The sequence below is a fragment of the Chitinophaga flava genome (genome assembly GCF_003308995.1).
In the GTDB taxonomy this organism is placed as follows: Bacteria; Bacteroidota; Bacteroidia; order Chitinophagales; family Chitinophagaceae; genus Chitinophaga; species Chitinophaga flava.
Genome location: NZ_QFFJ01000001.1, coordinates 2738093 through 2762599, shown reverse-complemented (window position 1 = coordinate 2762599; position 24507 = coordinate 2738093). Strand labels below are relative to the sequence as shown.

The 24507-nt window shown below is 46.7% G+C and carries 23 protein-coding genes; 13 read left to right on the top strand and 10 right to left on the bottom strand.

The annotated features are described in order from the left end of the window. Positions 1 to 3 precede the first annotated feature (3 nt). The 5 genes from DF182_RS11030 to DF182_RS11010 are packed head-to-tail and all read right to left on the bottom strand — an operon-like array spanning position 4 to position 5288. The gene (locus tag DF182_RS11030; protein ID WP_113615676.1) at positions 4 to 1467 is read right to left on the bottom strand and encodes a DUF3375 domain-containing protein; all 1464 of its coding nucleotides are present in this window, start codon (positions 1465 to 1467) and stop codon (positions 4 to 6) included. Between the two features lie 51 nt (positions 1468 to 1518). Beyond that, entirely contained in the window at positions 1519 to 2427 is a 909-nt protein-coding gene (locus DF182_RS11025; protein ID WP_113615675.1) for a bestrophin family protein, read from the bottom strand. A 9-nt stretch (positions 2428 to 2436) separates the two neighbouring features. Then, positions 2437 to 3144, bottom strand: a complete 708-nt coding sequence (locus tag DF182_RS11020; protein WP_113615674.1) for a LytR/AlgR family response regulator transcription factor — start codon at positions 3142 to 3144, stop codon at positions 2437 to 2439. Continuing rightward, positions 3141 to 4154, bottom strand: coding sequence for a sensor histidine kinase (locus tag DF182_RS11015; protein WP_113615673.1), 1014 nt, complete (start codon positions 4152 to 4154; stop codon positions 3141 to 3143). The genes DF182_RS11020 and DF182_RS11015 overlap by 4 nt, the downstream gene beginning before the upstream one ends. 9 nt (positions 4155 to 4163) lie before the next feature. Beyond that, the gene (locus DF182_RS11010; protein WP_113615672.1) at positions 4164 to 5288 is read right to left on the bottom strand and encodes an acyltransferase family protein; all 1125 of its coding nucleotides are present in this window, start codon (positions 5286 to 5288) and stop codon (positions 4164 to 4166) included. 294 nt (positions 5289 to 5582) lie between these two features. Here DF182_RS11010 and DF182_RS11005 point away from each other — a divergent pair, with 294 nt between their 5' ends. Beyond that, the gene (locus DF182_RS11005; protein WP_113615671.1) at positions 5583 to 6200 is read left to right on the top strand and encodes a redoxin domain-containing protein; all 618 of its coding nucleotides are present in this window, start codon (positions 5583 to 5585) and stop codon (positions 6198 to 6200) included. Between the two features lie 247 nt (positions 6201 to 6447). On the opposite strand, the gene DF182_RS11000 is transcribed toward DF182_RS11005, so the two are convergent. The 3 genes from DF182_RS11000 to DF182_RS10990 all read right to left on the bottom strand — a co-directional run bounded on the left by DF182_RS11000 (position 6448) and on the right by DF182_RS10990 (position 8836). Continuing rightward, complete coding sequence (locus DF182_RS11000) at positions 6448 to 7332, bottom strand: helix-turn-helix transcriptional regulator (RefSeq protein ID WP_113615670.1); 885 nt, start codon at positions 7330 to 7332, stop codon at positions 6448 to 6450. Positions 7333 to 7756: 424 nt separating this feature from the next. After that, positions 7757 to 8200, bottom strand: a complete 444-nt coding sequence (locus DF182_RS10995) for an ester cyclase (RefSeq protein ID WP_113615669.1) — start codon at positions 8198 to 8200, stop codon at positions 7757 to 7759. Between the two features lie 57 nt (positions 8201 to 8257). Beyond that, the gene (locus DF182_RS10990; protein ID WP_113615668.1) at positions 8258 to 8836 is read right to left on the bottom strand and encodes a Crp/Fnr family transcriptional regulator; all 579 of its coding nucleotides are present in this window, start codon (positions 8834 to 8836) and stop codon (positions 8258 to 8260) included. Between the two features lie 266 nt (positions 8837 to 9102). Here DF182_RS10990 and DF182_RS10985 point away from each other — a divergent pair, with 266 nt between their 5' ends. The 6 genes from DF182_RS10985 (at position 9103) to DF182_RS10960 (ending at position 14301) form a co-directional block, all read left to right on the top strand. Beyond that, on the top strand, positions 9103 to 9792 hold the full coding sequence (locus tag DF182_RS10985; protein ID WP_113615667.1) for a helix-turn-helix transcriptional regulator: 690 nt from the start codon (positions 9103 to 9105) through the stop codon (positions 9790 to 9792). 141 nt (positions 9793 to 9933) lie between these two features. Further along, positions 9934 to 10323: a type VI secretion system tube protein TssD gene (gene tssD / locus DF182_RS10980; RefSeq protein WP_113615666.1), complete on the top strand. Its 390-nt coding sequence runs from the start codon at positions 9934 to 9936 to the stop codon at positions 10321 to 10323. 237 nt (positions 10324 to 10560) lie between these two features. Further along, on the top strand, positions 10561 to 11418 hold the full coding sequence (locus tag DF182_RS10975) for a helix-turn-helix domain-containing protein (RefSeq protein ID WP_161964118.1): 858 nt from the start codon (positions 10561 to 10563) through the stop codon (positions 11416 to 11418). A gap of 83 nt (positions 11419 to 11501) precedes the next feature. Then, positions 11502 to 11954 (top strand): SRPBCC family protein, encoded by a 453-nt coding sequence (locus DF182_RS10970; RefSeq protein WP_113615664.1) that lies wholly within the window; start codon positions 11502 to 11504, stop codon positions 11952 to 11954. A gap of 107 nt (positions 11955 to 12061) precedes the next feature. Next, the gene (locus DF182_RS10965; protein ID WP_113615663.1) at positions 12062 to 13279 is read left to right on the top strand and encodes an FAD-dependent oxidoreductase; all 1218 of its coding nucleotides are present in this window, start codon (positions 12062 to 12064) and stop codon (positions 13277 to 13279) included. 104 nt (positions 13280 to 13383) lie between these two features. After that, positions 13384 to 14301: a hypothetical protein gene (locus DF182_RS10960; protein WP_211327094.1), complete on the top strand. Its 918-nt coding sequence runs from the start codon at positions 13384 to 13386 to the stop codon at positions 14299 to 14301. Here DF182_RS10960 and DF182_RS10955 read toward each other — a convergent pair. Both DF182_RS10955 and DF182_RS10950 read right to left on the bottom strand, forming a co-directional pair. Continuing rightward, complete coding sequence (locus DF182_RS10955) at positions 14281 to 15909, bottom strand: sodium/sugar symporter (protein ID WP_113615661.1); 1629 nt, start codon at positions 15907 to 15909, stop codon at positions 14281 to 14283. The genes DF182_RS10960 and DF182_RS10955 overlap by 21 nt on opposite strands. A 129-nt stretch (positions 15910 to 16038) precedes the next feature. Then, positions 16039 to 16929: an inositol oxygenase family protein gene (locus DF182_RS10950; RefSeq protein WP_113615660.1), complete on the bottom strand. Its 891-nt coding sequence runs from the start codon at positions 16927 to 16929 to the stop codon at positions 16039 to 16041. 103 nt (positions 16930 to 17032) lie between these two features. Between DF182_RS10950 and DF182_RS10945 the strand changes: the two genes are divergently transcribed. The 6 genes from DF182_RS10945 to DF182_RS10920 all read left to right on the top strand — a co-directional run bounded on the left by DF182_RS10945 (position 17033) and on the right by DF182_RS10920 (position 24504). After that, complete coding sequence (locus DF182_RS10945; RefSeq protein ID WP_113615659.1) at positions 17033 to 18046, top strand: LacI family DNA-binding transcriptional regulator; 1014 nt, start codon at positions 17033 to 17035, stop codon at positions 18044 to 18046. Positions 18047 to 18164: 118 nt separating this feature from the next. Next, positions 18165 to 18581: a hypothetical protein gene (locus DF182_RS10940; RefSeq protein WP_113615658.1), complete on the top strand. Its 417-nt coding sequence runs from the start codon at positions 18165 to 18167 to the stop codon at positions 18579 to 18581. Further along, positions 18578 to 19147, top strand: coding sequence for a Crp/Fnr family transcriptional regulator (locus DF182_RS10935; protein WP_113615657.1), 570 nt, complete (start codon positions 18578 to 18580; stop codon positions 19145 to 19147). The genes DF182_RS10940 and DF182_RS10935 overlap by 4 nt, the downstream gene beginning before the upstream one ends. 76 nt (positions 19148 to 19223) lie before the next feature. After that, positions 19224 to 19550: a nuclear transport factor 2 family protein gene (locus DF182_RS10930; protein WP_113615656.1), complete on the top strand. Its 327-nt coding sequence runs from the start codon at positions 19224 to 19226 to the stop codon at positions 19548 to 19550. Between the two features lie 94 nt (positions 19551 to 19644). After that, the gene (locus DF182_RS10925) at positions 19645 to 20769 is read left to right on the top strand and encodes a FecR family protein (RefSeq protein ID WP_113615655.1); all 1125 of its coding nucleotides are present in this window, start codon (positions 19645 to 19647) and stop codon (positions 20767 to 20769) included. A gap of 267 nt (positions 20770 to 21036) precedes the next feature. Further along, positions 21037 to 24504, top strand: a complete 3468-nt coding sequence (locus DF182_RS10920; RefSeq protein ID WP_161964117.1) for a SusC/RagA family TonB-linked outer membrane protein — start codon at positions 21037 to 21039, stop codon at positions 24502 to 24504. Positions 24505 to 24507 lie beyond the last annotated feature (3 nt).

Here is a 24507-nt window from a genome sequence, read left to right as displayed (position 1 = left end):
GTTTTAGTTTTGTGAGTTAGTAAACAATACCATCGGCATGTTGATGATACGTTCGCCCAGAGATACCGGATCAGGCGTTTCCAGTATAATGTGGCTGGATGACTGGCTGGCGATGGAGAAATAGGTGATGAGCTCTGTCAGCCCTTTTTCTGCGCCATAGATATCTACCAGTTCCTTGAGACTAACCTGTTTTTTGTTTTGCAGTTGGGTATTGATACGATCTTCCAGTAAGGTACGATCGATATTGAAATGATTGAACAGTGCATCGAGATCGGATGCGGAGAAGTCGTTGCCACCAAGACCGTCGGGGAACTCCACGTCGGGGTGGGTTTTTTTATCTTCGGCCATCTCCCAGCGGTCCAGCATATCTATTTCCGGGTCGCTTTCTATTTCGATATAAAACTCTTCTCCGGGAATGTTGTCGAGTGTCTGGAAAGCCAGTTGCCGTATATCGTTGATCAGCTCCATGGCTTTGCGGTGGTCGGTGAGATTTTTTTCACTGAGCACGCGGCTGAGCTTATCACTGAGTTTTTTGTTGGCGTCGATTACTTTTTTGCCGGAGGCATGGAGAAACTGTTTGAGTTTTTTAAGGAAGCGGTCGTTTTTGTATTCGATGTTCCGGTCTTCCAGAAGCGCATAGAGTTGTTCTATGAGCGTCCTCATTTCCTCCTGTTTGTTTTCATCCATGAGGAACTGCCAGAAGGAGTAGAAGCTTTTGCCCTGGTCTTTCTGGCGGAGTGCTTCAAAAGAATCGAGGGTATAGGCCAGCAGGGTGCCTTTGGCGATATCCCGTTCGCTTTGTTTGCGGTAAATTTCCTGGGTGATCTGTTCGAAGTTCTGTTCCACTTCCTTAAAATCGCTCAGAAGTTCGCGGGACATGCGGTTTACGTCGTAACATCTTTCTTTGATCTGCGTATCATCGAACACCTGCACCTTGCCACTGAGAGTGATGCTTTTTATTTCCTGCTCTATCTCGAACTTCTTTCTTTCCAGCTCCTGGATACGCTGTTTGGGGTCTTTGTTGCTCTGGTCTACCAGTTCTTTCAGTTTGGAGAAGATGTCTTTAAAGCGGCTTTCTGTGCCTACAAATTCTCTTTTCTGGAGGGTAGACACCCAGTGCATTACTTTTTCCATGTCGCTGCTCAGCTCATGGATATCATTGCCATCGTCATCGGGGTACTTCCGGAGGAAGCCCTTGTTACTCCATTGCTCTATATATTTCCGGGCCCTTTCGTCTTCATTGTCGAGCAGGCCGGTAGCGTCTATTTCATCATCTGTGGCCCGGTAACCGGTGATCACCAGGTAATCCGACAGACGGGTTACCAGTTCCACATTGGGAACGGTAGTATGGTTTTTCTCCTTGAATGTTTGGTGAAAAAATGACAACATCATTGGCGCGCTACGTGCCCGGAGTATCTTTAGTGTGACTGACTGGGCATATAGATTACATAATTGATCATAAGTCATGCGGTAAAAATAAGGAATTACGGATTATGAATGGCAAATCCGGGTAGGGGTTTACATAATATAAAGCCCGTCTGCCTTTGTTTTTACCGGCTGGGGTATGGGTTCGTCGCCCATCAGCTCTATGAGATTGATTTCTATGGTGCGGGAGATGCTGTCCAGCGGGGTTCCCAGCGGATGGTAGTCGAAAGGATTCATGAGGGTGATGCCGTTCAGATGGGTGACATGGAACACGAATCCGAATATCCAGCCGAAGAGGATGGACCAGGCGCCGATGGCTTCTGTCATCATCAGGGTATTCATGATAACGTAGAACCAGATGAAGAGGCGGGTAAAATACACGTAGCTGGGCGGAAATACTGTGTTTTTGATACGTTCGGATTTACCCATCTGATCGCAGTGTTTTACCAGGAGTTCATTGAGTTCCAGGAAGGCGAAGCCGTCGATGGCACCGTTGTGACGGAGTTGTTGAAGGTCTCTGGACTGGAGATTGAGGATAGCGTTGGGTATGTTCTGTTGGTTTTGTATGTAGTCTATTTCTTCTTTGGTGAGGTAGCGGGTGTAATATTCATCGGGGAGTTTGCGGAGGGATGTTTTCAGGGCGTAGACAAAAGAGAGGTGGCGGTAGATCATGTGGCGGACAAAGGTGTGCAGCTCCGGATCGTCTTTGGTATTGGCGTAATAGAGGAGGCTTCTGGCCCAGGACCGGGAGTCGTTGACCAGGCCTCCCCAGATTGTGCGGGCCTCCCACCAGCGGTCGTATGCCTGATTGTTATTGAAACCTATAAAAAAGGCAATAGCGGTACCCAGTACGGCCGATACGGCCACGGGGATGGCTATATGGGCAGACAGCCAGTAAGTGTCCAGAAAATAAACAACGGTGCAGCAAAGGAGTAGCATGATGTCTACCTTCCAGGTGAAGGCAAAGATCTGGGCAGGTGTGAGACTGTGTTTCAGCAGCATATGTCGGATTTATTTCTTCAGCAATTTATCCTTTAAAATGGTATTCATGACACTGTCTTTTAATCCTCTGGAAACGGGTACGGCAGCGCCGCCCATGTCGATCATGTTCCCTTCTATGCTGGTAATTTTCCGGGTGTTGATGATGTACGACTTATGGGTCTGAACAAATTCCGGACCGGTTACGTTTTCCGCCACGGCTTTCAGGGTAGCGTGTGTCAGATAACGGCCGGTGGTCGTATGGATATATACGTAGTTTTCCATGGCCTCGATGTAGATGATATCTTCGAGCATGATCCGTACCAGTTTTTCCCCGGTTTTGATGTAGATATCCCTTTCTGTGGTGATGGAGGGGGTGGGTGGTGCAAATATTTCCCGGGCTCTGTTGGCTGCTTTCAGGAATCTTTCGAAAGAGATGGGTTTCATCAGATAGTCGATGGCGTCCAGCTCGAAGCCTTTGAGGGCGTACTGTTCGTAGGCAGTGGTAAAAATGACCTTGGGGGGCTGGGAGAGGCTTTCCAGGAGTTCTACACCGTTGATATAAGGCATTTCAATATCGAGGAAAAGCAGATCTACTGGTTGCCGCCGGAGGAGATTGTTGAGTGACAGGGCATCTTCGCAGATGCCGGCGAGTGACAGGAAATCGATTTTTTCGACATATCCGGCTAATCCTTTTCTTGCTACAGGCTCGTCGTCAGTGATAATACAGCTGATCTTCATAAGGCTATTTTTAAATCTGCCGAATAGTTATGCTGGCAGGTATTGATATCGAGGGCATGTTTGCCGGGATAGAGGAGGGCAAGGCGCCGCCGGAGATTTTCGAGGCCTATCCCGCCTTTGCGGTGTTTGGTTGCTATCTGGGGTACGGCATTGCTCACATGGAATACGAGCCATCCGTTTTGCAGGCTGGCGGAAATATTGATCCAGTAGTCGCCGCCGGCGTATTTGAAAGCGTTTTCTACCAATGGCAATAACAATAACGGGTAAACGTTTTGTTTGTTCAGCTGTTCATCAATTTTAACCTGTAACTGGAGATGGTCGTTCATGCGGCTTTTCTGCAGATCGATATAGGACTGCATGTATTGCAGCTCCGCTCCTACCGTAACGGTCTGTTGATGATCGTACAGTTGGTAGCGGAGCAGTTCGGACAGTTTTTCGACAGTATGTTTGGCTGTGCCTACGCTTTCATCCATCTGAAAATAAACGGTATTGAGCGCATTAAACAGGAAGTGGGGATGGAACTGGGCTTTGAGGAAACGCAGTTCTGTCTGCAGTTGATCGTTGCTGATTTTCTCGAGCAGCAGCTGCTGCTCGTAGCTTTTTTTCATGGAGGCGTTGGCACGCTTGATCACATAATACAGCAGGTAAAACAAAGTAGGAATCAGTGTGAAGTTGATCACATCATATAGTTCACAACCCCGCTCACCAGTAAAATGCTGGATGGGCAGGATAAAACCATCGGTCATCAAAATGATCACCCCTGCCACTACCAGATACTCCTTTATGGCGGAAGGAGGTTTGGGTTGTTGTTGATATTTCCGGAGGAGATAGTTCAGCACATAGGAATATGCATATCCTGTTGTCAGCAGCAGACATTCTATAGCAGTCTCTTCCCAGCTTCTTTCCCAGAAGCGGAAGCCGGTAAGGACCGCATTGATCAGCCGCATGCTGGCGGCGATGATGAAAGTATATAAGACAGGGAAAATGTATTTGCGCCAGAACTGTTCCATCAGATCAAGTTAGTAAAAAAAATCGGAAGGAGGCGTGGGCACTTTCACTACCTTACCGGTGACCATTGGCGGTCTTCCAGGTTTTATACCAAAGAAAAAACGAGTCAGCACAAAAGGTTTGATGAGCATATTAAATACAACGATGGCAATAAGGTAGGTGCTGAGTACAACGAAAATGTATTCCATCACCATAGGGTACTCCCATTGCATAACATACCCCGAAATGAGCATGATCAGCGGCTGTTGCAGCATATAAAACGGATAGGCGAAGAGGTTGGCATATGGCCGTAAGGGATGTTCCAGGTCCAGATATTTTTTACCATAACCGGTAAGTACAAATACCCACAGGCCTGCGTGCAGTGGTTCCAGCATTAGCTGTATCCATCCCTGAGGATCAAAGTGGCGGAGAATGATGATGGTGATAATGGCGATCAGCAGCAGGAGCAGCGAACAACGGCGATTGCGTTCCAGGCTGTCCATCAGCTGTGGCTGCAGCATGCAGCAGAATCCGGTCAGCAGCAATATCCACCAGTAAAGGAAACTGGTTGCATATCCTGGTAGCTGCAGGACGATGCTGGCAGCAAAAAGTCCGGCTATGGGGAGTAACAAGGCATATACCCGTCTGCCGGCAGCCAGTACCAGCAGCCGTTGCTGGGTTTTGCGGGCAGCAGCGGTACGGGTCCAGTTCAGTAGTGGAACCATCAGCACCATATAAATGGCCAGGCAAAAGATGACCCACAGGTGGTGCCAGTTTTCAGGTAACAAAGCCATACGGACAGCTTTTGGATAAAACTGCCAGAAGCTTTGCTGGTTGCCGGTTTGGGTTTGTTCGAGATAAATCAGTGGTGGCAGCAACAACAGCATGCCAGTGATCAATGGAATCAGCAGCCGGCGTATCCACAACAAGACCATTTTCGTTTTATTACGTTTAAGTGCCATATGCAGGGAAACGGCGCCGGATATAAAGAAGAGCAGTGGAATACAGCTACTGTTGAGCATATAATCTATTTTATCCGGTAGTGGTGCAGGGATGCCGGGAGTAAAAGGCCGGGCGGCGGTAAACAAAAAAACGCCCAGGATGGCCAATACCCGGAGCCAGTCCAGATAAGCCAGTCGGCAAGTATGGGTGTGCATCTGAAAATGATTTACACAAACCTACGTGCCGGCGGGTTACCAGCCGGGCAGCTTTTGACCATCTGCAGGAATCCTTTGACGAAATGTAAAAATGTGGAAAAGGGTTCTGGGAAGGGTTGTGAAAAATAATCTGATTGCAATATTCTAATAACCAGCTTTTTATAATTTCAATCACATATAGTCTATAGAATTAGTAGGATATTAGTTTTTTTGTTTTATCTTTGTTTCAGTATTCACAACGAGCGATAATATACCTGCGACGGCCATTTTATCAGCCATTAAAAACGAGCGAACATGTCTACTTTACATCGATATGCAGACTACCTGCCAGCACCAACACCAGAGCGTTTCCCCAGCCCTGTTAAAAACAGGGAGCGTATCCAGCCACTGGCCACAGGGCAGTTTTTTCCGGATTTTTATGTAGCAGAAGATAAGGTGATCAATGAGGTTTCTCTGCTGGGGGACCATGTTTCCGGCACTTCCCTGCACCTGCTTACGGTGCAGCCGTTGATCGTTGTATTTTATTCGGTTAACTGGAACGGCTATGGCGATGCACTGATTGCGCAGCTGGCGGAAAAACATGCGGCTATTGAAGCAGCAGGAGCACGGTTGCTGGTATTGTCTGCAGAAGAGAAGAAAGACTTCATGCAGTTTAATAAACAGCCGTTGCCTTTTGATATAGCGTGGGACGCACAAAATCGTATCGCGCGGAAAGCAGGCATCTATCGTGAAACAGACCCTATCTGGGGCCGCGTAGCTGGTGTGAATGCCGACGTACCAATTCCGGGAGTATTCCTCATCACGCCTTCACTTGAAATCACCTATAGCTTTACAGATGCTTATCTGCAGGAAGAATTTTCCATTGATCATCTGCTGACTGCTGTGGAAAAAAAACTGGCTATTAGCGCCTGAGTCCCAGGGCTGAAGCCCTGGGCTAATATTGTGGTAAATGGCCTTGAGTACAGCGTATTGCGACTGAACTCTTTGAGTATATCGTATTTAAGCTACCCCCCTTGCTTATAGCATATTTGAATTAACCCCCTGCCAATATATTTTAGCTGCCCCCTGATTACAGCATATTTCGTCCCATACATTATTTACATATTTGATAAAAGCCTCGCTAGCATCTATTATAGCCCAGGGCTTCAGCCCTGGGACACTAAACGAAGGTGCGCGTTCCGGATGCGGTATAAGCCATACGGAACTCTTTGGGCGTACAATCTTTTTTCTTTTTGAAGATGCGATTGAAGTTGGAGATATTGTTAAACCCGCATTTATAAGCAATTTCATTGACCGTCTGTGTTGTTTCTATCAGCATACGGGAGGCGTGACCCAGTCTGATTTCTATGAGTGTATCCACAAATGTTTTTCCGATTCTGGCTTTGAAAAAACGACTGAAAGCTACGTCTGTCATGGATGCTAGCTTGGCAGCTTCATGAAGGGAGATGTTTTTGTCGAAGCTGCTGTTGAGATAATGCATGACGCTCTCTACACGACGGCTGTTATAGGAAAATGTTTCCAGGTTCCGGAAGGTGGCATCGGAGAGGATGCGCATATTACGGCTGGTAGACAGGTCGTGAAGGATAGACATTAATTCCAGTACGGAGTCGAAGCCTTGTTTTTGTGGCAGGTTGACCAGCCTGGGCATGATTTGCCGGGTGGTTTCTTCGGAAAACAGGATTCCCCTCAGCGAGCGATCAAACATGTTTTTAACAAAACTCATCTGGCTGCGTTGCAGGAATTTTTCATCAAACAGGTCGCGATGAAACTGGATGGTGATTTCCTTGATGGTGCCGCCTTTATGTTTATGGGTAAACCATCCGTGTTGCAGATTGGGTCCTACCAATACCAGTTCCATATTTTCAATGTCTTCCATATGGTCGCCGATAATACGCCGGGCGCCGGCAGCGTGCAGGATGAAGTTCAGTTCAAATTCATCATGATAATGAAGTGGAAAGTCGAAGGCAGTTTTTTCCCGGGAGAAAAGGGAGAAGCAGTCGCTTTGGGTCAATGGGGTGATTTCGCGTAGCAATTTGCTTTTCATGTAAGCAGATTTTGGTTGAACGATAACGTGGAATTGGCTGATTTACTAACCCTTGTACAGACTGTAAGGATAAAAAAGCATTATTTTTTTCTTGTTCCTGTAATAAAACGGGTTTGTGGAATTCAGTATATAATATTACTGATTATCGATGATTTTAACTACAGGAAATTATAGGAGGAGATTATCAAAGTATAACGAATAGATAATAAAGTATTACATAGTTGCAGAAATAAAAATCACTTTTACAAAACGACGATTTCCACATTTATGTGCTGATAAGGGAAGACCGGTTGCATTTTATTTCCACTTATTCGTTTTATTACCTTGCCAGCGGAATGTCTGTTTGTACGCAGGATGTGAGTTCCTGCGACAAACAGGCCCCCGTATAGTGGATGCACTATTTTTCCCAGGGGCCTTCAAAACGTTAGTTGCCAGCAGGTTTAGCCTTGCAGCCCGTAATAGTCGTACTACTGAGCTGTCGTTCGAGGGTATTGCCATCAATCAGTGCCCGGTGCTCAAGGATAAGACCATCTTTGAGCAGAAAGGAACGATAGCCGTGGGTGGTGGCAGTGATGCCTGTTGCAGGAATACCTCGCCATAAGCCAACATGTTTCAGGTGCATGGAGATGCGGATTATGCACCTGTCTGGCTCGGCGAGGTGTTCCTCAATGATCGTCTGTGGTTGAAGGGACTGATGAGTGAGGTCAACCCATTCTTTCAATCCATTAGCATCTGGTGAAAGTTCTTCGGGAAGGGAAAAATCCTTAAAGTTCGGATGCAGGTACATCGATAAGTTGTTGGTGTTGCCTTCATCCCATACTTCCGTAATGTAGCGGGTGATCAGTTCTTTTTGCCTAGTCAGTTCCATGGTATTGGCTTTTAAACAAAGGTACCGGCATGGAACAGATGGCAGTTGTGTCAAACGTCACAAAACGCGGCGCCGGATGCGACTGAGGGTTTCCCGGGAGATACCGATATAGGAACTTAGTTGTGTAATAGATACACGTTGCACTAATTGAGGCTGATGTTGCAGGATGTACTCGTAACGTTCTTCGGGGTTTAGCACTTTTAACCAGTCGGCATGGGCTTCGCTGGTGATGGCGAGTTGTTCGAGTTGTGCGGTGCCATAGGCGGCTATGGCGGACGATTGCTGATACAGTGCTGTCAGCTCTTCTTTACGCCAGCGTAATAAGGTGGTGGCTTCTATTGCCTGCAGATGATAAAGGGAAGGTTCGTTGTTACGCAGACTTTTCATGTTGGTGATAAATGCCTGTTCGAAGAAAAAAGCGGTATTGATTTCTTTATGGTTATTATCGTAGAATGCGCGGCAGGCGCCCTTTTCCACCAGCCATATATGTTGGCAGATTTGTCCTTCTGTTAATAGATAGTCACCTTGTTTGACCACTTGTGTTTGTGCTGCGTTAAATAACATTTCTTTTGAAATGCTATCCAGTTGGGCGTTTTGAAGGACGGATGCTTCAAAAGTGAGGGTTGTTTTTTTCATGTATGATGTTATCGGGAATTTAAAAATACTCACTACTAGGTATTTTAACAATCATTCACTTCACTTACCTTTGTTGGTAAGAGAAATTTATAGACCAATACTGTCACACTAAGTTAATACTGTCACAGATCATCATATTTTTACCCCCAAAAAAGGGTCATCTTCTTCGTGAAGAGGACCCTTATCTGTTTTTTATATACATTTGCTGCAGAGAGCATCAAAAATCAACCACACAGAATTATTTCCTATACACTATATAGCAGGACATGAGTACGTATACCGTATTATCCGAGGCTACCAGTCTTGAAGACAAGCTGAAAGCCCTGCAGGCAATAGAGCGTGAGTTGCCGGCAGTATTTATTGTTATGAACGTGGAGAAGGATTACGTGGAATATATGTCAGAGAACGGGCGGCGTCAGCTGGACGTTTCGATGGAAACGTTGCAGGCCATGGGGCATAGCTATTACGACACTTATTTTAGTCCGCATGATGTGGCAGACTATCTGCCTAAGATTACCGCCATGCTGAGTGCTCCGGCAGAGAAAGATGCCGCAGTGACCTTTTTTCAGCAGGTGAGGCTGGCCCGCCACCTCGACTGGTCCTGGCACCTGGGCACTACCCGTGTATTTATGCGCAATGCCAAAGGAATACCTACCCATGTGATCACCTGCGCCATTCCCATCGATCCGCTGCATCATGTTTCCAGTAAAGTAAACCGGCTGCTGGAAGAAAATAATTTCCTGCGGAGAAACCAGCATATTTTTGCCGCACTTACCAAACGGGAAAAGGAAATCCTTCGCTTGATGGCATTGGGTTTCAGTGCAGGGGAAATAGCAGAAAAAGTGCATATCTCGGAAAAAACAGCCGTTACCCATCGCCGGAATATTAAAAGCAAGATAGGGGCCCAGTCGGGTTATGACCTGACCAGTTTTGCACAGGCTTTTGACCTCATCTGATCCCGACATATTTTATCCGGAATTCCTAAAAAATTAAAGGAAAGAATGCTGTCTGTATAAGGATAAATCGTATTTTCAGGCTGTATACCATATTTTTTCCTGTCTGCCTGTTTTGCAGCAGACTTGTTAACCGGATTATTTATGTCTTTTAAAGCAGTTCTCAACATCGACGGAGAAGAAATGAACATCCTGGAGTGCGACTTTTCCTTCAGTCAGCAAACAGACCACAATGGAAAGCCTGCAGCCCGCCCCAAAGGAGGTGTTATCAACCTGGTAATAGAATCTGCCGGCGAAACCCATCTTTTTGACTGGATGGTCTCCAATACCCAAACGAAAAACGGCAGCATCATTTTTTTCCGCCGCGACTCCATGTCCAGGCTGAAAGAACTGAAGTTTACCGACGCCTTTTGTGTTGGGTATACCGAGCAGTTCAATGCCGCTAATGAACAACCTTTGCAGATCCAGTTGTCCCTTTCTGCCCGTGAACTGAAACTGAACAATTCAGTTTATCAGAACCCCTGGGCACACTGATCCTGTAAAGGCACCAGCACTTTTCCATAACAGAAGAACGCCAACATGATGGAGTATACAGCCCCTTCCGTTTTGTTTGCGTTCTTCAGAGGCCTTATGCGCCCCCTCCTCCCCTTCACCCGCTCTCCCATTCCCGTAAGCAAAAAATGTATGTACCTTTAGGAAACTGCAGCCCTGCTGCTGTCTGCTAAAATGGAAGAGAAAAAAGTTATAACCTATCCTAACGGGAACATCAGTATGACGACCTGGACCTGCGATGGTATCCTCATCGGACACGGTCTGTCTTCATTCAGAGAACTATTTACCTACCCCGCCCATAGTGACAATGATGTGGTGAGGCTGCACTTCGGTCTCAGGGGGGATTACCTCTTTACTTATCAGCAACTGGGACGAACATTTGATCTGGTAGGCGGTCATCACAATATCATGTACTCCCATCCTTTTGATATCGTGGTACAGAATAAAGCCCTGGAAATAGAGACTTTCGGGGTGCAGTTTCCAAGAGAGACCTTCCTGAGTTTCACCCAAAACGCAAGCGACCAGTTGAAGCGTTTTGCGGAATGTATTGTGCTGGGTAAGCCCGTTCTGTTTTCCGATACCTGGGGCGCCGTAGATACACAGATAGAGCAAGTCATCTCCCAGGTTATGCACAGCAAGTATGCCGGTGATTTTCAGCGGCTGTTTCTGTTGTCAAAAGCCCTGGAGCTGCTGGTACTGTCTGCCGAATCCTGTAATATGGCTGCCAGTAAAGCCAATCCATTCTTAAAAAATAAACAGGACACAGAAAAAATCATCGCTGTCCGCGATCTGATCAATACCCGGCTGGATTCCCCACCCAGCCTTACTGAGATCGCCAAAACAGTCGGATTAAATGAATACAAACTAAAACGGGGCTTCAAAGAAAAGTTCAATAATACTGTGTTTGGTTATCTGGCTGATCAACGGTTACAACTAGCCCATCAATATCTGCGGGATACGCGCAAAACAGCCGCTGAGATAGCTGCCGAGCTGGGATATGCTACCCCACAGCATTTCAACAACGCCTTTAAAAAGAAATTTGGTATCACTCCGTTTTCGGTTAGAAATAATCCGTAATGTGCAACGCTCCTGATATCCGGCATTTTACTTTTGTAGGACTACTACAATGAAAAATAACTGTCTACCTAAAAAATAATTATATGAGCCAAGGATTCTTCTTAAGAAATGATATTACTATCAACGCTCCTGCTAATGTAGTATGGGATACACTGGTGAACCCGGAAAAAACCAAACAGTATATGTATGGTTGTGAAACAGTATCCGACTGGAAAAAGGGCAGTGAACTGCTGTGGACCATGATACATGAAGGTAAGGAGCTGGTAGCTGTAAAAGGCGTGATCGAAGAGATCATCCCCAATGAGTTGCTGGTATATACTACTATTGATCCCAACTCCAACATCGACGATGCTTCTGAAAACTACCTGAAAGTAACTTACCGGTTGTCTGATCAGAATGGCCAGACCCTGCTGCAGGTAAGCCAAGGCGATTATACGACAGTGGCTGAGGGTGACAGAAGATACAAGGAAGCGATGGAGGCCGGTGGCTGGGCTTCTATCCTGACAGAGATTAAAAAAGTGGCAGAGTCCAATTAAATAACCGGTAAAAAACCGGCTTTCACCGGTTTCCTGCCTTTGTTTACCTAACGTCGGTTGACCAACTGGGGGCTGTGTCGCAATTTTGGGGTATAAACCTCTATTTTATGACACAGCTCCCAACAAACTTCCATATACTTATTGCCGGTGGCGGCATCAGTGGCCTGGCGCTGGCGCTCTTCCTGAAAAAGGCCGGCATTTCCTGCAGTGTTTATGAAGCATATACTTACAGGGCTTCTGCCGGCGGTGGGTTTAATATCGCTCCCAATGGTATGAATGTGCTGAATACCCTGGGCCTGGCACAAAAAATAATTGATGCAGGTGCTATAGCGGAAGAGTTTTGTATGCGTAATGGCAAAGGCAAAGTGATCGGCCATATACAAAACGGTTCTCCGGAAAAATATGGGCAACCAGGTGTAAGCCTTTCCCGCGCTGCATTATATGATATTTTGCTGGAAGAAATCCATGCACAGGGCCTTAAAATTCAATATGAAAAAAGACTTTGTGATATCCGTCAGGATGAACAGGGTGTTACTGCTGTATTCGCAGATGGTTCCCAGGCAGTAGGTGATATACTGATTGGAGCAGATGGTGTACACTCTGCTACCCGGCAGCTTCTTTTTCCGGAGGGGCCTACTCCGGCTTTTACAGGCATGAAAAATTACGGCGGTTTCACTCCTCTTTCTGCCGTACCCCAATTAACAACCCGCGAAATCAACAGCCTCAACTTCACTTTCGGTAACAACGGATTTTTCGGTTATTGCGCAGCCGGTAATGATATGGCTATGTGGTGGTCCAATCTCCCTTCTGATGAACCTTTTACCAAAGCTGAACTGGAATCTACTACGCTGGAAGACGTAAAAGCCACGATGCTGGAACGGTACCACGATTACCATGCCCCGGTAGCTGCTCTGATTACCAATACAGAAAAGGTACTGAAGGTAAATGTGTCAGATATCGCATCTCTTCCTACCTGGCATAAGGACCGGGTATTGCTGATCGGTGATGCAGCACATGCCGTAAGCCCTAATGCCGGCCAGGGAGCCTCCATGGCGTTGGAAGATGCCATGTATCTGGCAATGCTGCTGCGTGATGCCGGCGTGGGTTCCTATGCAGCCGCTTTCCGTAAATTTGAAAACGACCGTAAGCCGAGGGTAGAAAAGATTGTAGCAGAAGGAAGAAGAAGAGGTGCCACAAAGACCATCCTTAAACCCTGGCAGGCTAAAATCCGGGAGTGGTTGATGGCTTTGCTGATCCCGCTGTTTGCAGCAAAAAATGCAGACTGGCTGTATAAATACCGACTTGACTGGAAAATGAAATACTGATGGATGTAGCTATCTTGCAGGCATAAGTTCTATTTATGCCAACCCATCATTCAAATTTTAGAGTCCCTGCGATTATTGTTATCCCTTTGCTCTTTGGCCTGGCTATGCGTTTTGTATTCGGTTTGAATACTGTAGAAGCTATCTATTCAGTAATGGGATTGTCCTTTCTTTTTCTGGTGCCTTTTGGGATAGGTGCACTCACTATTTACCTGTCTTCTAAAGAAAACGCGGCCCGCAGGGTGTACCGTATTTTTATGCCCTGGGTGCCTATTGTTGCTTTTTTTCTATTGACGCTTCTTTTAGGATGGGAAGGATGGGCATGTTGGCTGATGGTATTGCCTTTGTTTCTGGTGGCAGCTTCACTGGGAGGTAAAGTGGCCGCCCGGTATAAGTTGAAAGGTGAGAAAAAGGAACGGATATATGTATCACTCATCGCCTTGCTGCCATTGGTTGTTTCCCCGGCAGAACAACTGATCAAAAAGATACCTGGACAATACAGAGCATATACATACATTGATATTCATGCCAGCAAGGAAAATATCTGGAGAAATGTAACCCGCGTTGGCGAAATAACGGCAAAACAGGATAAGGGTTGGTTTACCCGTATGCTTGGTTTTCCCCGTCCTATCAAAGCCGAGTTAAACTATGAAGGAGTAGGCGCTTACCGCAAAGCTGTTTTTGATAAAGGACTGGTATTTGACGAAACAGTTACTGCGTATAGCCATCAACGTAGTATGCATTTCGTTATCAAGGCAGATCCCTACAATATTCCTTCTACTACCATGGATGAACATGTGGTGATTGGTGGAAAATATTTTGATGTGCTGACAGGAGCGTATGAACTGCAACCGATGGCCAACGGCTATTACCGGCTTCATCTTTACAGTTATTTCAAACTCACTACCTCCTTTAATTTTTATGCCAGCTGGTGGGCATCCTGGATCATGAAGGATATACAAAACAATATCCTGCAGGTGATCAGGCAGCGTGCGGAATCAGCCTCACCAGAACACGGTATATAAAGCCGTCAGAATACCCACGATGATTACTGAGCCCACGACAAAACCCGGTGTGGTGCGGAACATGGACTTGTCTATTTCGATAGCCTGACCTTCTGCGTCTGTGGGCCTTATGATGCTGATCGCTATCATGATCAGTACAATCAATACAAAAGTGATAGACATGCGGTCGAGGAATGGATAGTCAGGAAAAGCGCCATGGGTCCATGCTGGCAGGAACTTGAGTACGGTTGATATGGGGATGGTGAGTAGCGCGCCGGTGAGTGCTGCTCCGGCTGTTGTTCTTTTCCAGAAAAAGCCGAGCAGGAATATAGCCAATACACCAGGAGAGATAAACCCGACATATTCCTGAATGAACTGATAGGCCTGGTCGAGTGATCGCAGCGAAGGTGTGACGATGGCAGCCAGTAGCATGGCGATGATAACAGCCCAGCGGCCAACGTTGACCAATTGTTTTTCGCTGGCAGCAGGCTGAAAGAATTTTTTATAGATATCCAGTGAGAAGATGGTGGAGATACTGTTGGCTTTTCCTGCCAAAGAGGCCACGATGGCTGCTGTGAGTGCAGCAAACGCTACACCTTTGAGGCCTGGCGGTAGCAGGTTCATCAGGGTAGGATACGCGTGGTCCGGTTTGATGGTGCCAGTCGCATCGGTCATCTCCTGTTGAAACATACCATTTTTGTGCAGTACAAACATTACAATGCCCGGCAGCACAGCAATCACGGGGACCAGCAGTTTCAGGAAAGCCGCAAATAATATCCCTTTGCGTGCCGTCTGTAAATTGGCTCCCAGTGCGCGTTGTGTGATATACTGATTACATCCCCAATAAGCGAGATTGTTGATCCACATACCACCGATCAAGACGGACAGGCCTGGAAGGTCTTTATAATACGGATGGTCACTGCTGAAGATCATATGAAAATGTGAAGGTGCTTCTTTTCGCAGTACAGACAAGCCTTGCAGGATATGGCTTCCATAACCGAATTTCTCTGATAGTAAGGAGAGCGCAAGATAGGTGGTGACGAGGCCGCCGATGATCAGCACGGCCACCTGTACTACATCGGTGTAGCCGATCACTTTCATACCACCGAGCGTAACGATAACTGCGAAAATACAGAGCCCTGCTATACACCATTCAAATGGGATGGCAGAGATGGAAGCAATGGCCAGTGCGCCGAGGTAGATGATGGAAGTGAGGTTGACGAATACATATACCAGCAACCAGAATACAGCCATTACAGTACTGACTTTATCATTATACCTTTTGGCCAGAAACTGTGGCATGGTGTATATCTTATTCTTCAGGTACAGTGGTATAAAAAATACAGCCACGATGATCAGGGTGGCAGCGGCCATCCATTCATAGGTGGAGATGGCGAGGCCCAGTGCAAACCCGGAGCCGGACATACCGATGAAGTGTTCTGCCGAGATATTGGAAGCTATGAGTGAGGCGCCGATAGCCCACCAGGTCAACGATCCTTCGGCCAGAAAAAAATCACGGGAACTGGTGGCAGCTGTTTTTTTTCTGTGGTAGATGTAATAGCCGTAAGAGGCAATGGCAAGGAAGTAGATGAAGAAAACGATGTAGTCAGCCTGATGCAGCTTGTTCATGCGGTGGATGTGTAAGTTGGATAAGGTGTGGAATTGCTGTGGTTGATAAGATACACTGAATTTCGCAATCCCCCAAAGGGGACGCTCATATTCAGTGCAGGACAGTATGTGGACGGTTTTTCAGAATTATCAGAACTTTAAAGTAGCCGGCAGGTATTTGGCCACCAGGTCTTCATAATAAGGCCGAAGCTTGTTCCAGTCTGGTGGTACCGGATTTTTGGAATAGAGATCATATGGGTTGAAGAGCTTCACCCATTTGAGCATTTCGCGGTCATGATCATCGAGGAGATAATCGTAGGCGCCTTCCCGGTGCCAGGCGTAGAATGAATGGTAGCGCAGCATGTACAGGCCTGATTCCGGAAGATGGTCTTTCATCATCTGGTATACGTATTCATCATGTCCCCAGGACATATGAACGTTGCGCAGGCCGCATCCTCGCTGATAGATGCCGCAGCCTTCCTGATAGGCTTTGTTTTGATAGTCAGGATTATTCCGGAAAAACTCCGGATAAACAACTTTGTCGGAGTAAGGACAGCCAACGGGGAAGGTGTCTCCTACTACGGCCCATTGTGGTTCTCCGAAGAGACACAATACTTTGCCCATATCGTGCATGAGGCCAGTGAGCACCATCCAGTCGGGATGGCCGTCGTTTCTGATGGCTTCGGATGTTTGCAGCAGGTGCTGGAACTGGTCCAGGTCTGTGTCGGGATCTGAATCGTCTACCAGCTGATTCAGAAACTGAAAGGCTTCCCATACCGGCATTTCTTTTTTATCAAACCGGAGGAAATTATTTCTTTTCTCTACTACAAAATCGTAGGTCTGATAAGTATGATTGAGCCGGTAAAACTCGCGCACAGTATCTCTTTCAGGCGTATCATAGTTACGGTATTCATCAACGGATTTTGATGTGGCAATACTCTCAGGTGTGGGGTAACGTTCCAGTACGGCATCTTCCCATTGATCAAGGCTTGTTAAAGGATTTTGTTCTTGCTCATTGAAGGATGGCTGTTTGTTATCCATGGCAGGCTGTTTTATGACTGATTTAAATTTCGGCTATTTGAAAGGATTATTCATCTAAACCGGAGGTTTTATTTACGAAACCGGTTTCGTAGATTTATTGACCATGAAAAATGTCAACATCAGGGAGCTGGCGCGGGAGCTGAATCTTTCACCGTCTACTGTTTCCAAGGCGTTGCGCGACAGCTATGAGATCAGTGCAGCCACCAAGGAGCGGATAAGGGCATTGGCGGAAAAGCTGAATTATATTCCCAATGCATATGCCGGCAGTTTAAGGGGCCGTAAGAGCAAAAATATCGCAGTGGTACTGCCTGAGGTGGCAGACAGTTTCTTTTCAATCGCTATTAATGGAATAGAGGCCGCTGTGAAGCCGAAAGGATATCATGTGATTATTTACCTTACGCATGAGAGCTATGCCGGAGAAGCGGCTATATTGAAAGATTTTCAAAGTGGCCGTGTAGATGGGGTGCTGTTATCCGTATCAAGAGAAACCACCACTGCTGCGCATGTGCAGGAGCTGCTGGAAAAAGAAGTGCCGGTTGTGTTTTTCGATCGGGTCCTGGAAGCGGTGCCGGTACCCAAAATAGTGACTGATGATTTTGAAAGTGCCTATAGAGCTACCACCCACCTGATCGAACAAGGCTGCCGCCGCATTGCTTATCTGGGGCTTTCTGAAAGTCTTTCTATCTGCAATCGCCGCCGGGAAGGCTGTGAACAAGCGCTGGAAGACCACTCCCTGCCCTGTCTCAGGCGAAATATGCTCACCTGCTCTACCGACGCCACGCAGAATTTCCGGATGGTGAAAAAACTACTGCAGCATCCTGAAAGACCCGACGGTATCATTGCCTCCGTGGAAAAACTGACGGCCACCGTGTACCAGGCCTGCCAGCAGCTCGCCCTTCATATGCCGGAAGACATCAGACTGGTTTGTTTTTCCAACCTGGAAATCGCCACTATCCTTCAGCCTTCCCTGAGTACTGTAACACAACCCGCTTTTGATATGGGCAAGGCCGCTGCAGAAACACTGGTGAAATGGCTGGAAAAAAGAACACTAACGGCGAAGGACGTACGTATTGTGATTCCTTCGGAACTGATGGTGAGAGGATCGAGTGGGAAATGATTTTATTTTGATTTGTAGTTAATTGATATTTACTCATTTGTTCGATGGATGCGGATTTGCTTAATTTTGATATTATGTTCATCCTGGGCATAGCATTATCCATTTTTTGACCATTTTTATGCGAAGAGACTATATCGTAGAAATATTTGAAGAGCTGGGGAAGATACTGGCGGCTGTAGTGCTTTTGAAGAAAACCCAGCCGGGCAAGGCGCTGGACCAGATCAATACCGCTTTTAAAGGCACGAAATTCGGTGACCGCGCTGCTTTTGACAGCCTGAGCACGGAAGCATTCCCGGATTTCCTGGAGCAACGGCAAATGGGTTATGAAACAGCGGAAGTGATCGTTGACCTGCTGCTGGAGGAAGTAGAGATCCGGTTGGCAATGGGAGATGTAGAGCCGTTGCCGGCGTTGCTGGAAAAGACCCGTCTGTTAATGGATTATGCTGTACAAAAAGAAACAGCGTTAAAAATCTTCTCTCTTAAACATGATCAGCAGTCAGCAAGACTAAAAGATCTCAGCGGAAAAATAATATGAAAAACCTGTTAGCCTATATCCATTCCCTGACCACATTTTCGGAGCAGCATTGGGAGCACCTGCAGCCTGCACTGACAGTAGAGTATTACGGGAAAGGTGATTATCTGTTGAAGGCGGGGCAGATATGTGATGCCCTCTTTTTTATCAGCCGTGGTTATTGCAGGGCTTATTATGACAAGGATGGTGTGGATATCAATACCGACTTCTTTTTTGAAGATGAGATTGCTACCAATATCAACAGCTATGGCCGGCGGGAGCCCTCAGCTTTTGCGATTCAGGCCTGTGAAGATACGGAGGTGGTGCGTTTTGACCGGGAGCAGCTGCTGGCGGCCGCTGCCAGGGATTCACAGATTGAAACCCTGGGTCGGCTGTGTTTGCAACGTATAGCCGCCAAACAGGAAAAACATGCTGCTCTCTTCAAACTGATGTCGGCGCAGGAGCGCTATGCCTACCTGGAAGAACACTATCCGGAGATGTTACAACGGGTGTCACTGAGCCAGCTGTCTTCTTTCCTGGGCATAGCCCGGGAAACGTTGAGCCGTATCCGTGCCCGGCGTTCGTCCTGAGTTTTGTGACGATCGTCACAGGACAGATTCCTTTCGGTCCACGACCTTTACACTTTGATTATTAAAAAACAAAGTGATGACATCAGCAGGAACAACCGTAGAACAATTTATTACAGCCCTGAATCAGGAAGATATGACAACAGCCGGTGCTTTACTGGCCCCGGATTTTAAATTTGTGGGTGTGCTGGGTACCCGCGACGGCGCAGCTGTTTATATGGAAGACATGGGCCGGATGAAAATTAAGTATAATATTCACAAATTATTTGAAGACGGAAATGATGTTTGTGTGATCTGCGACTATATCATGGGCGGAGTTACCGTGTTTGGCACTAGCTGGTACCAGTTGACCGATGGCAGAATCAGCTCACTCAGGGCTGTTTTTGATCCCCGGCCGTTGTTATAATGTTCAGGGCGCGGTTCTAAGGGCCGTGCCCTTCAAAAAAAAATTTCTTGTAGCCGTAGGGTACCTGTCTGATTCGGGTACTATTTACTAGGCTATGGATAAAAATACCTTTCAAGAACTCGTCAACCGATATCTGGACGGCTCTGCCACTACCGCAGAGAAAGCACTGGTAGACCGCTACTGTGAACACCTGGAGACTTCCGGTGATACCGGGCTGGAACCGGAGCAGGAAGCGTATCTGCAAAGTGCGATGTATGCCCGTATCCTGAAAGGGATACAAACACCCCGGAAACGGAATTTCCGCTGGGCCTATGCCGCAGCGGCATCTGTACTGGTACTGGTGACAGTAGGCGCTTTCTTCTATACACGGCATAGTACACCGCCTGCCCGGATGGCACAGGCTTCTGTTTATCATAACGATCTGCAACCCGGTAGTAACAAAGCCACCCTTACATTAGCCAACGGCACTACCATCGTGCTGGATGAAAAAACGACCGACACACTGGCCCTTCAGGGCAATAGCAGAATTGCAAAACCTGGTGGCGGCCAGCTGGTCTATGAAGCAGCTGCCGGCACGCAACCTGTTGTATATAATACTTTGTCTACCCCGGCTGGGGGGCAGTTCAGGCTGATACTGTCGGACGGCAGCAAAGTATGGCTCAATGCCTCCTCCACCATCACCTTCCCTACTGCCTTTACCGGCAAAGACCGCAGCGTGGAGCTGAAAGGAGAAGCCTTCCTGGAAATTAATAAAGACGCCCAAAAACCTTTTAAGGTAAAGGTGCGGGATATGGAAGTAACAGTCCTGGGGACTCAGTTTAATATCAATGCCTATAATGATGAAACCAGCATCAGCACTACGCTGCTGGAAGGCGCCGTCAGCGTGAACCGTGGCGAACGCGTCTGTATGCTGAAACCCGGGCAACAGGCCCAATTGCTGACCAACGGGGAGTTTTCCCTGTTAAACAATGTGGATACCGATGGTATCACCGCCTGGAAAAATGGAGAATTCTCTTTCAACGATGCAGATATAACTACCGTCATGCGCCAGGTAGCCCGCTGGTATGGGGCTGAAGTGATCTATGAGGGAAAAATCAACCACCACTTCATGGGGACTATCCCCCGTGATGTGCCCGTTTCCAGATTGCTGAAAATGCTGGAGCTGACAGGCAGGGTATCGTTTACTGTAGATGGAAACAAAATTTTCGTAAGACCTTAAATCAAAAACCAATCAAATACCAGCAAAAAATGCCGACATCTACCTATAAAAAATCCCGGCCGTAAAAGGCCGGGAGCTGGTCAGACATATTCGCAGTATGGCTGACCGGAAGGGTAACGTCAAATGTCCTGTTTAGAAATTTATTCATCACCCAAAATCAAATGTATGATTTTAAGAGCTTGGTTCCAAGACCAGCGCGGTACCCTGTACCCGCCAGCTAATGAGCACTCCGGGAGATATGCCATCCGGAGAAAAATCTGGAAGATTATGAGATTAACTGTCATGTTATTGTTGGCTGCTTTTATGCAGGTGAGCGCAGGATCCTACGCCCAAACAGTGACGCTTTCTTTAAAGAGAGCACCTCTGACAAAGGTTTTCAAGGAAATGCAACAGCAAACAGGATACTCTTTCCTGTATTCAAAAGAAGACCTTCAACGAACAGAAAACATCAGTCTGGAGTTAAAAAACATCCAGCTGTCTGCTGCGCTGAAGGAGTGTTTTAAGAACCAACCGCTCACTTTTACGATCGTAGATAAAGTAGTAATTATCAAACGGGAAAATCCAGCTCCTTCCGCCATTGAAGAAGCAACTATTGTAGCTTTCGTGCCTATCACCGGTACGGTTACAGATAACTCCGGAACGCCGCTGCCAGGTGCTTCCATCGTGATTAAAGGTACCAGCCACTCCGCTGTTTCGGATGTGAACGGGACATTTAATATCGATGCTAAACCAGGTGATGTACTGATGGTCCGGTATGTAGGTTTCAATACCCGTGAGGTAGTGGTAGGAAAAAATGGTAACATACAGATAGCGCTGGAACAGCTTTCCAGCCGTCTGGCGGCTGTGTCGGTGGTGAGTACCGGTTATCAGACTATTTCCAAAGAGCGCGCCACCGGGGCCTTTGCTGCTATCTCTGCAAATGATCTCAACGGTAAACTGCAAACAAATATCATTGACCGTCTTGAAGGTATGGCTGCAGGCCTGACTTCCAACAGAGGGGTTGTAAATATTCGCGGTGTATCTACTTTAAAAGGTGAACAAAGACCTTTGTATGTACTAGACGGAGTGCCTTTTGAAGGAGATATTGAAGCGATTAACCCTTCTGATATAGCCACGATTTCTGTGTTAAAGGACGCTACGGCGGCTTCTATCTATGGTGCCCGTGCAGCCAATGGAGTTATTGTGATGACTACGAAACCCGGAAAAGCTGGCCCTATAAGGGTTACTTATAATAATTCCATCAAGTTCACTCCCCTGCCCGACCAGGGTTATCGTAACCTGATGTCCAGCGCTGAACTGGTGAATTTCCAGCAGGAGATGTTTAACTACCGTTCTGGTGACTATGCATCGATTGATCCCCGTAAGGCCATGAATGATGTGTATAGATTATTGTACGAACGTAAGGCTGGAAAAATTACAGAAGAACAATTGCAGACTGCACTGGATGTGTTTCGAAACAGAGACCGGTACGACCAGATGAAGGATGAATTGCTTCGCAAAGCGGCTGTTACCCATCAACATAATCTTGGATTCTCCGGCGGCAGTGAAAAATACAGCTACAACCTCTCTGTAAATTATACCGGTACTGCTCCATACGAGAAAAACCAGCAAACACGGCGCCTGGGATATAACCTGCGTAATACTTTCAATTTCACCAAATGGATGCGTGTGGATGTAGGGATATTGGGTAGTAACACCAAGCTGGACTATGACAATGGATTTGCAGGTGAACGTTATCTGCTGGACAAAGAAAGAAAAGCTTCCTACTATATGCTCCGGGATGAAAACGGACAACCAGCTCAATGGTACCAGTCAAAGTCTCAGTATGAAATTGACCGGCTGAACAAACTGGGTCTGCAGGATGAAACCTATCGTCCGCTGGATGAAATCAAAAGGCAGCATTATACCCGTACCAGCAAGTATCTCAATATGAACATCGGTGCTAACTTCAAACTGATGCAGGGCCTTTCCCTGGATGTACGTTATCAGTCTGAACGCACAGATACGATGGACCAGCAGCTGTATCGCAAAGATGCGGCAGCGGTGAAAACCATGATTAACGATGCTACACTTATTCAAAACGGAAAGGTGTTGAATTACATTCCTATCGGTGGTCAGTTCAGGGAGATAAGAGGTGAAACGAATTCCTATACGTTCCGTATGCAGTTGAACTATAACAAACTGATTAATTCGGATCATGAAATCCAGGCGCTGGCAGGTGCGGAAAGACGTGGAATCAGGAGTGCCAGCACCAATATGTATAAATATGGGTATGATGAATACAGCCTGAACTATAAGCCAATTGACGAATGGGCACTCAGCCAGCCCGTTTATGGCACAGAGGCTTTATTCGGTCAGTTCAGACTGGATAGGAAAGAAAAGGAAAAAGAGATGGGTTTCATTGATAGAGAAAACAGATATGCTTTCTTCTACGGAAATGCATCTTATACCTTTAAACGCAGATTAACTGCTTCCGGTAGTATCAGGATAGACCAGTCCAACCTCTTTGGTACCGATCCGAAATATCAATACAAACCTATGTGGTCAGCCGGTTTGCTGTATGTCATCACAGAAGATTTCAAATGGTTAGATCGTTTGGCGGTACGCACTACCTATGGTATCAACGGTAACATCCCGAAAGAAGCCGGTCCTTATATGATCACCAGGGATGACGGCTCCAACAACTGGACGAATGAATCACAGGCTTATATATCCAGCCCGCCAAACTCCGGACTGCGCTGGGAAAAAACAAGAGTGACCAACCTGGCTGTCGACTTCAGCGTGTTTAAAGGTAAGTTGACAGGGTCTGTTGACTTCTATAATAAAAATACTTCCGACCTGTTGGGCAATCGCACAGCAGATCCTACGGTAGGCTGGTCTTCCTACCTGGTCAACTATGGCTCTATGTTTAACCGCGGTGTGGATGTGACATTGACCAGCACCAATATCAATACCAGGGATTTTCGCTGGAATACCACTTTGAATTTCAACTACAACAAAAACCAGCTGACCCGTCTGGACGTATCCCGTAATACGCTGTTCGATTACCTGAGTGGAGTACAGGACCGTGTCGGCAAGCCAATGGGTTCTTTGTATTCCATTCGTTATGCCGGCCTGGACGACAAAGGAAAGCCAATGGCTTATACCAAAGATGGTAAGGTGGTAAAATCAACAGATTTACTTACAATTGATGATCTGGTGTATGAAGGTACCACCGTGCCTCCTTATTCAGCATCTCTGCAGAATACGGTGCATTATAAAGGATTTGACCTCTTCGTGATGTTTATTTACTACGGTGGTCATGTAATGCGTGATGTGACCTCTCCATATCTTACAAAATATCCGGAATTAAACTACACTTCCAATATGGACAGGCTGGCACTCAACTACTGGAAAAAACCAGGAGATGAGGCAAATCCGGATATCGCACCCGGTTATAGTTTCAGCGCACCTTACAACGTCACCCAGATATGGGATGCTGCAGACAAAAACATGAGCAAGGCATCCTATATAAAACTGCGGGATGTAACCCTCAGCTATAATTTGCCCGGCCGCTTACTGAAGAAATATTATATCCAGAACATGCGCTGGAGCTTCCAGGTACAGAATCTGTGGAGTTGGTCTGCCAACAAACAGCATCTGGACCCCGAAGCATGGAGCGGTTTTAACATAAATGCAACAAGAGGATTTAAGGTACCCACCACTTATACAATTGGTGTAAATGTTAATTTCTAAAAG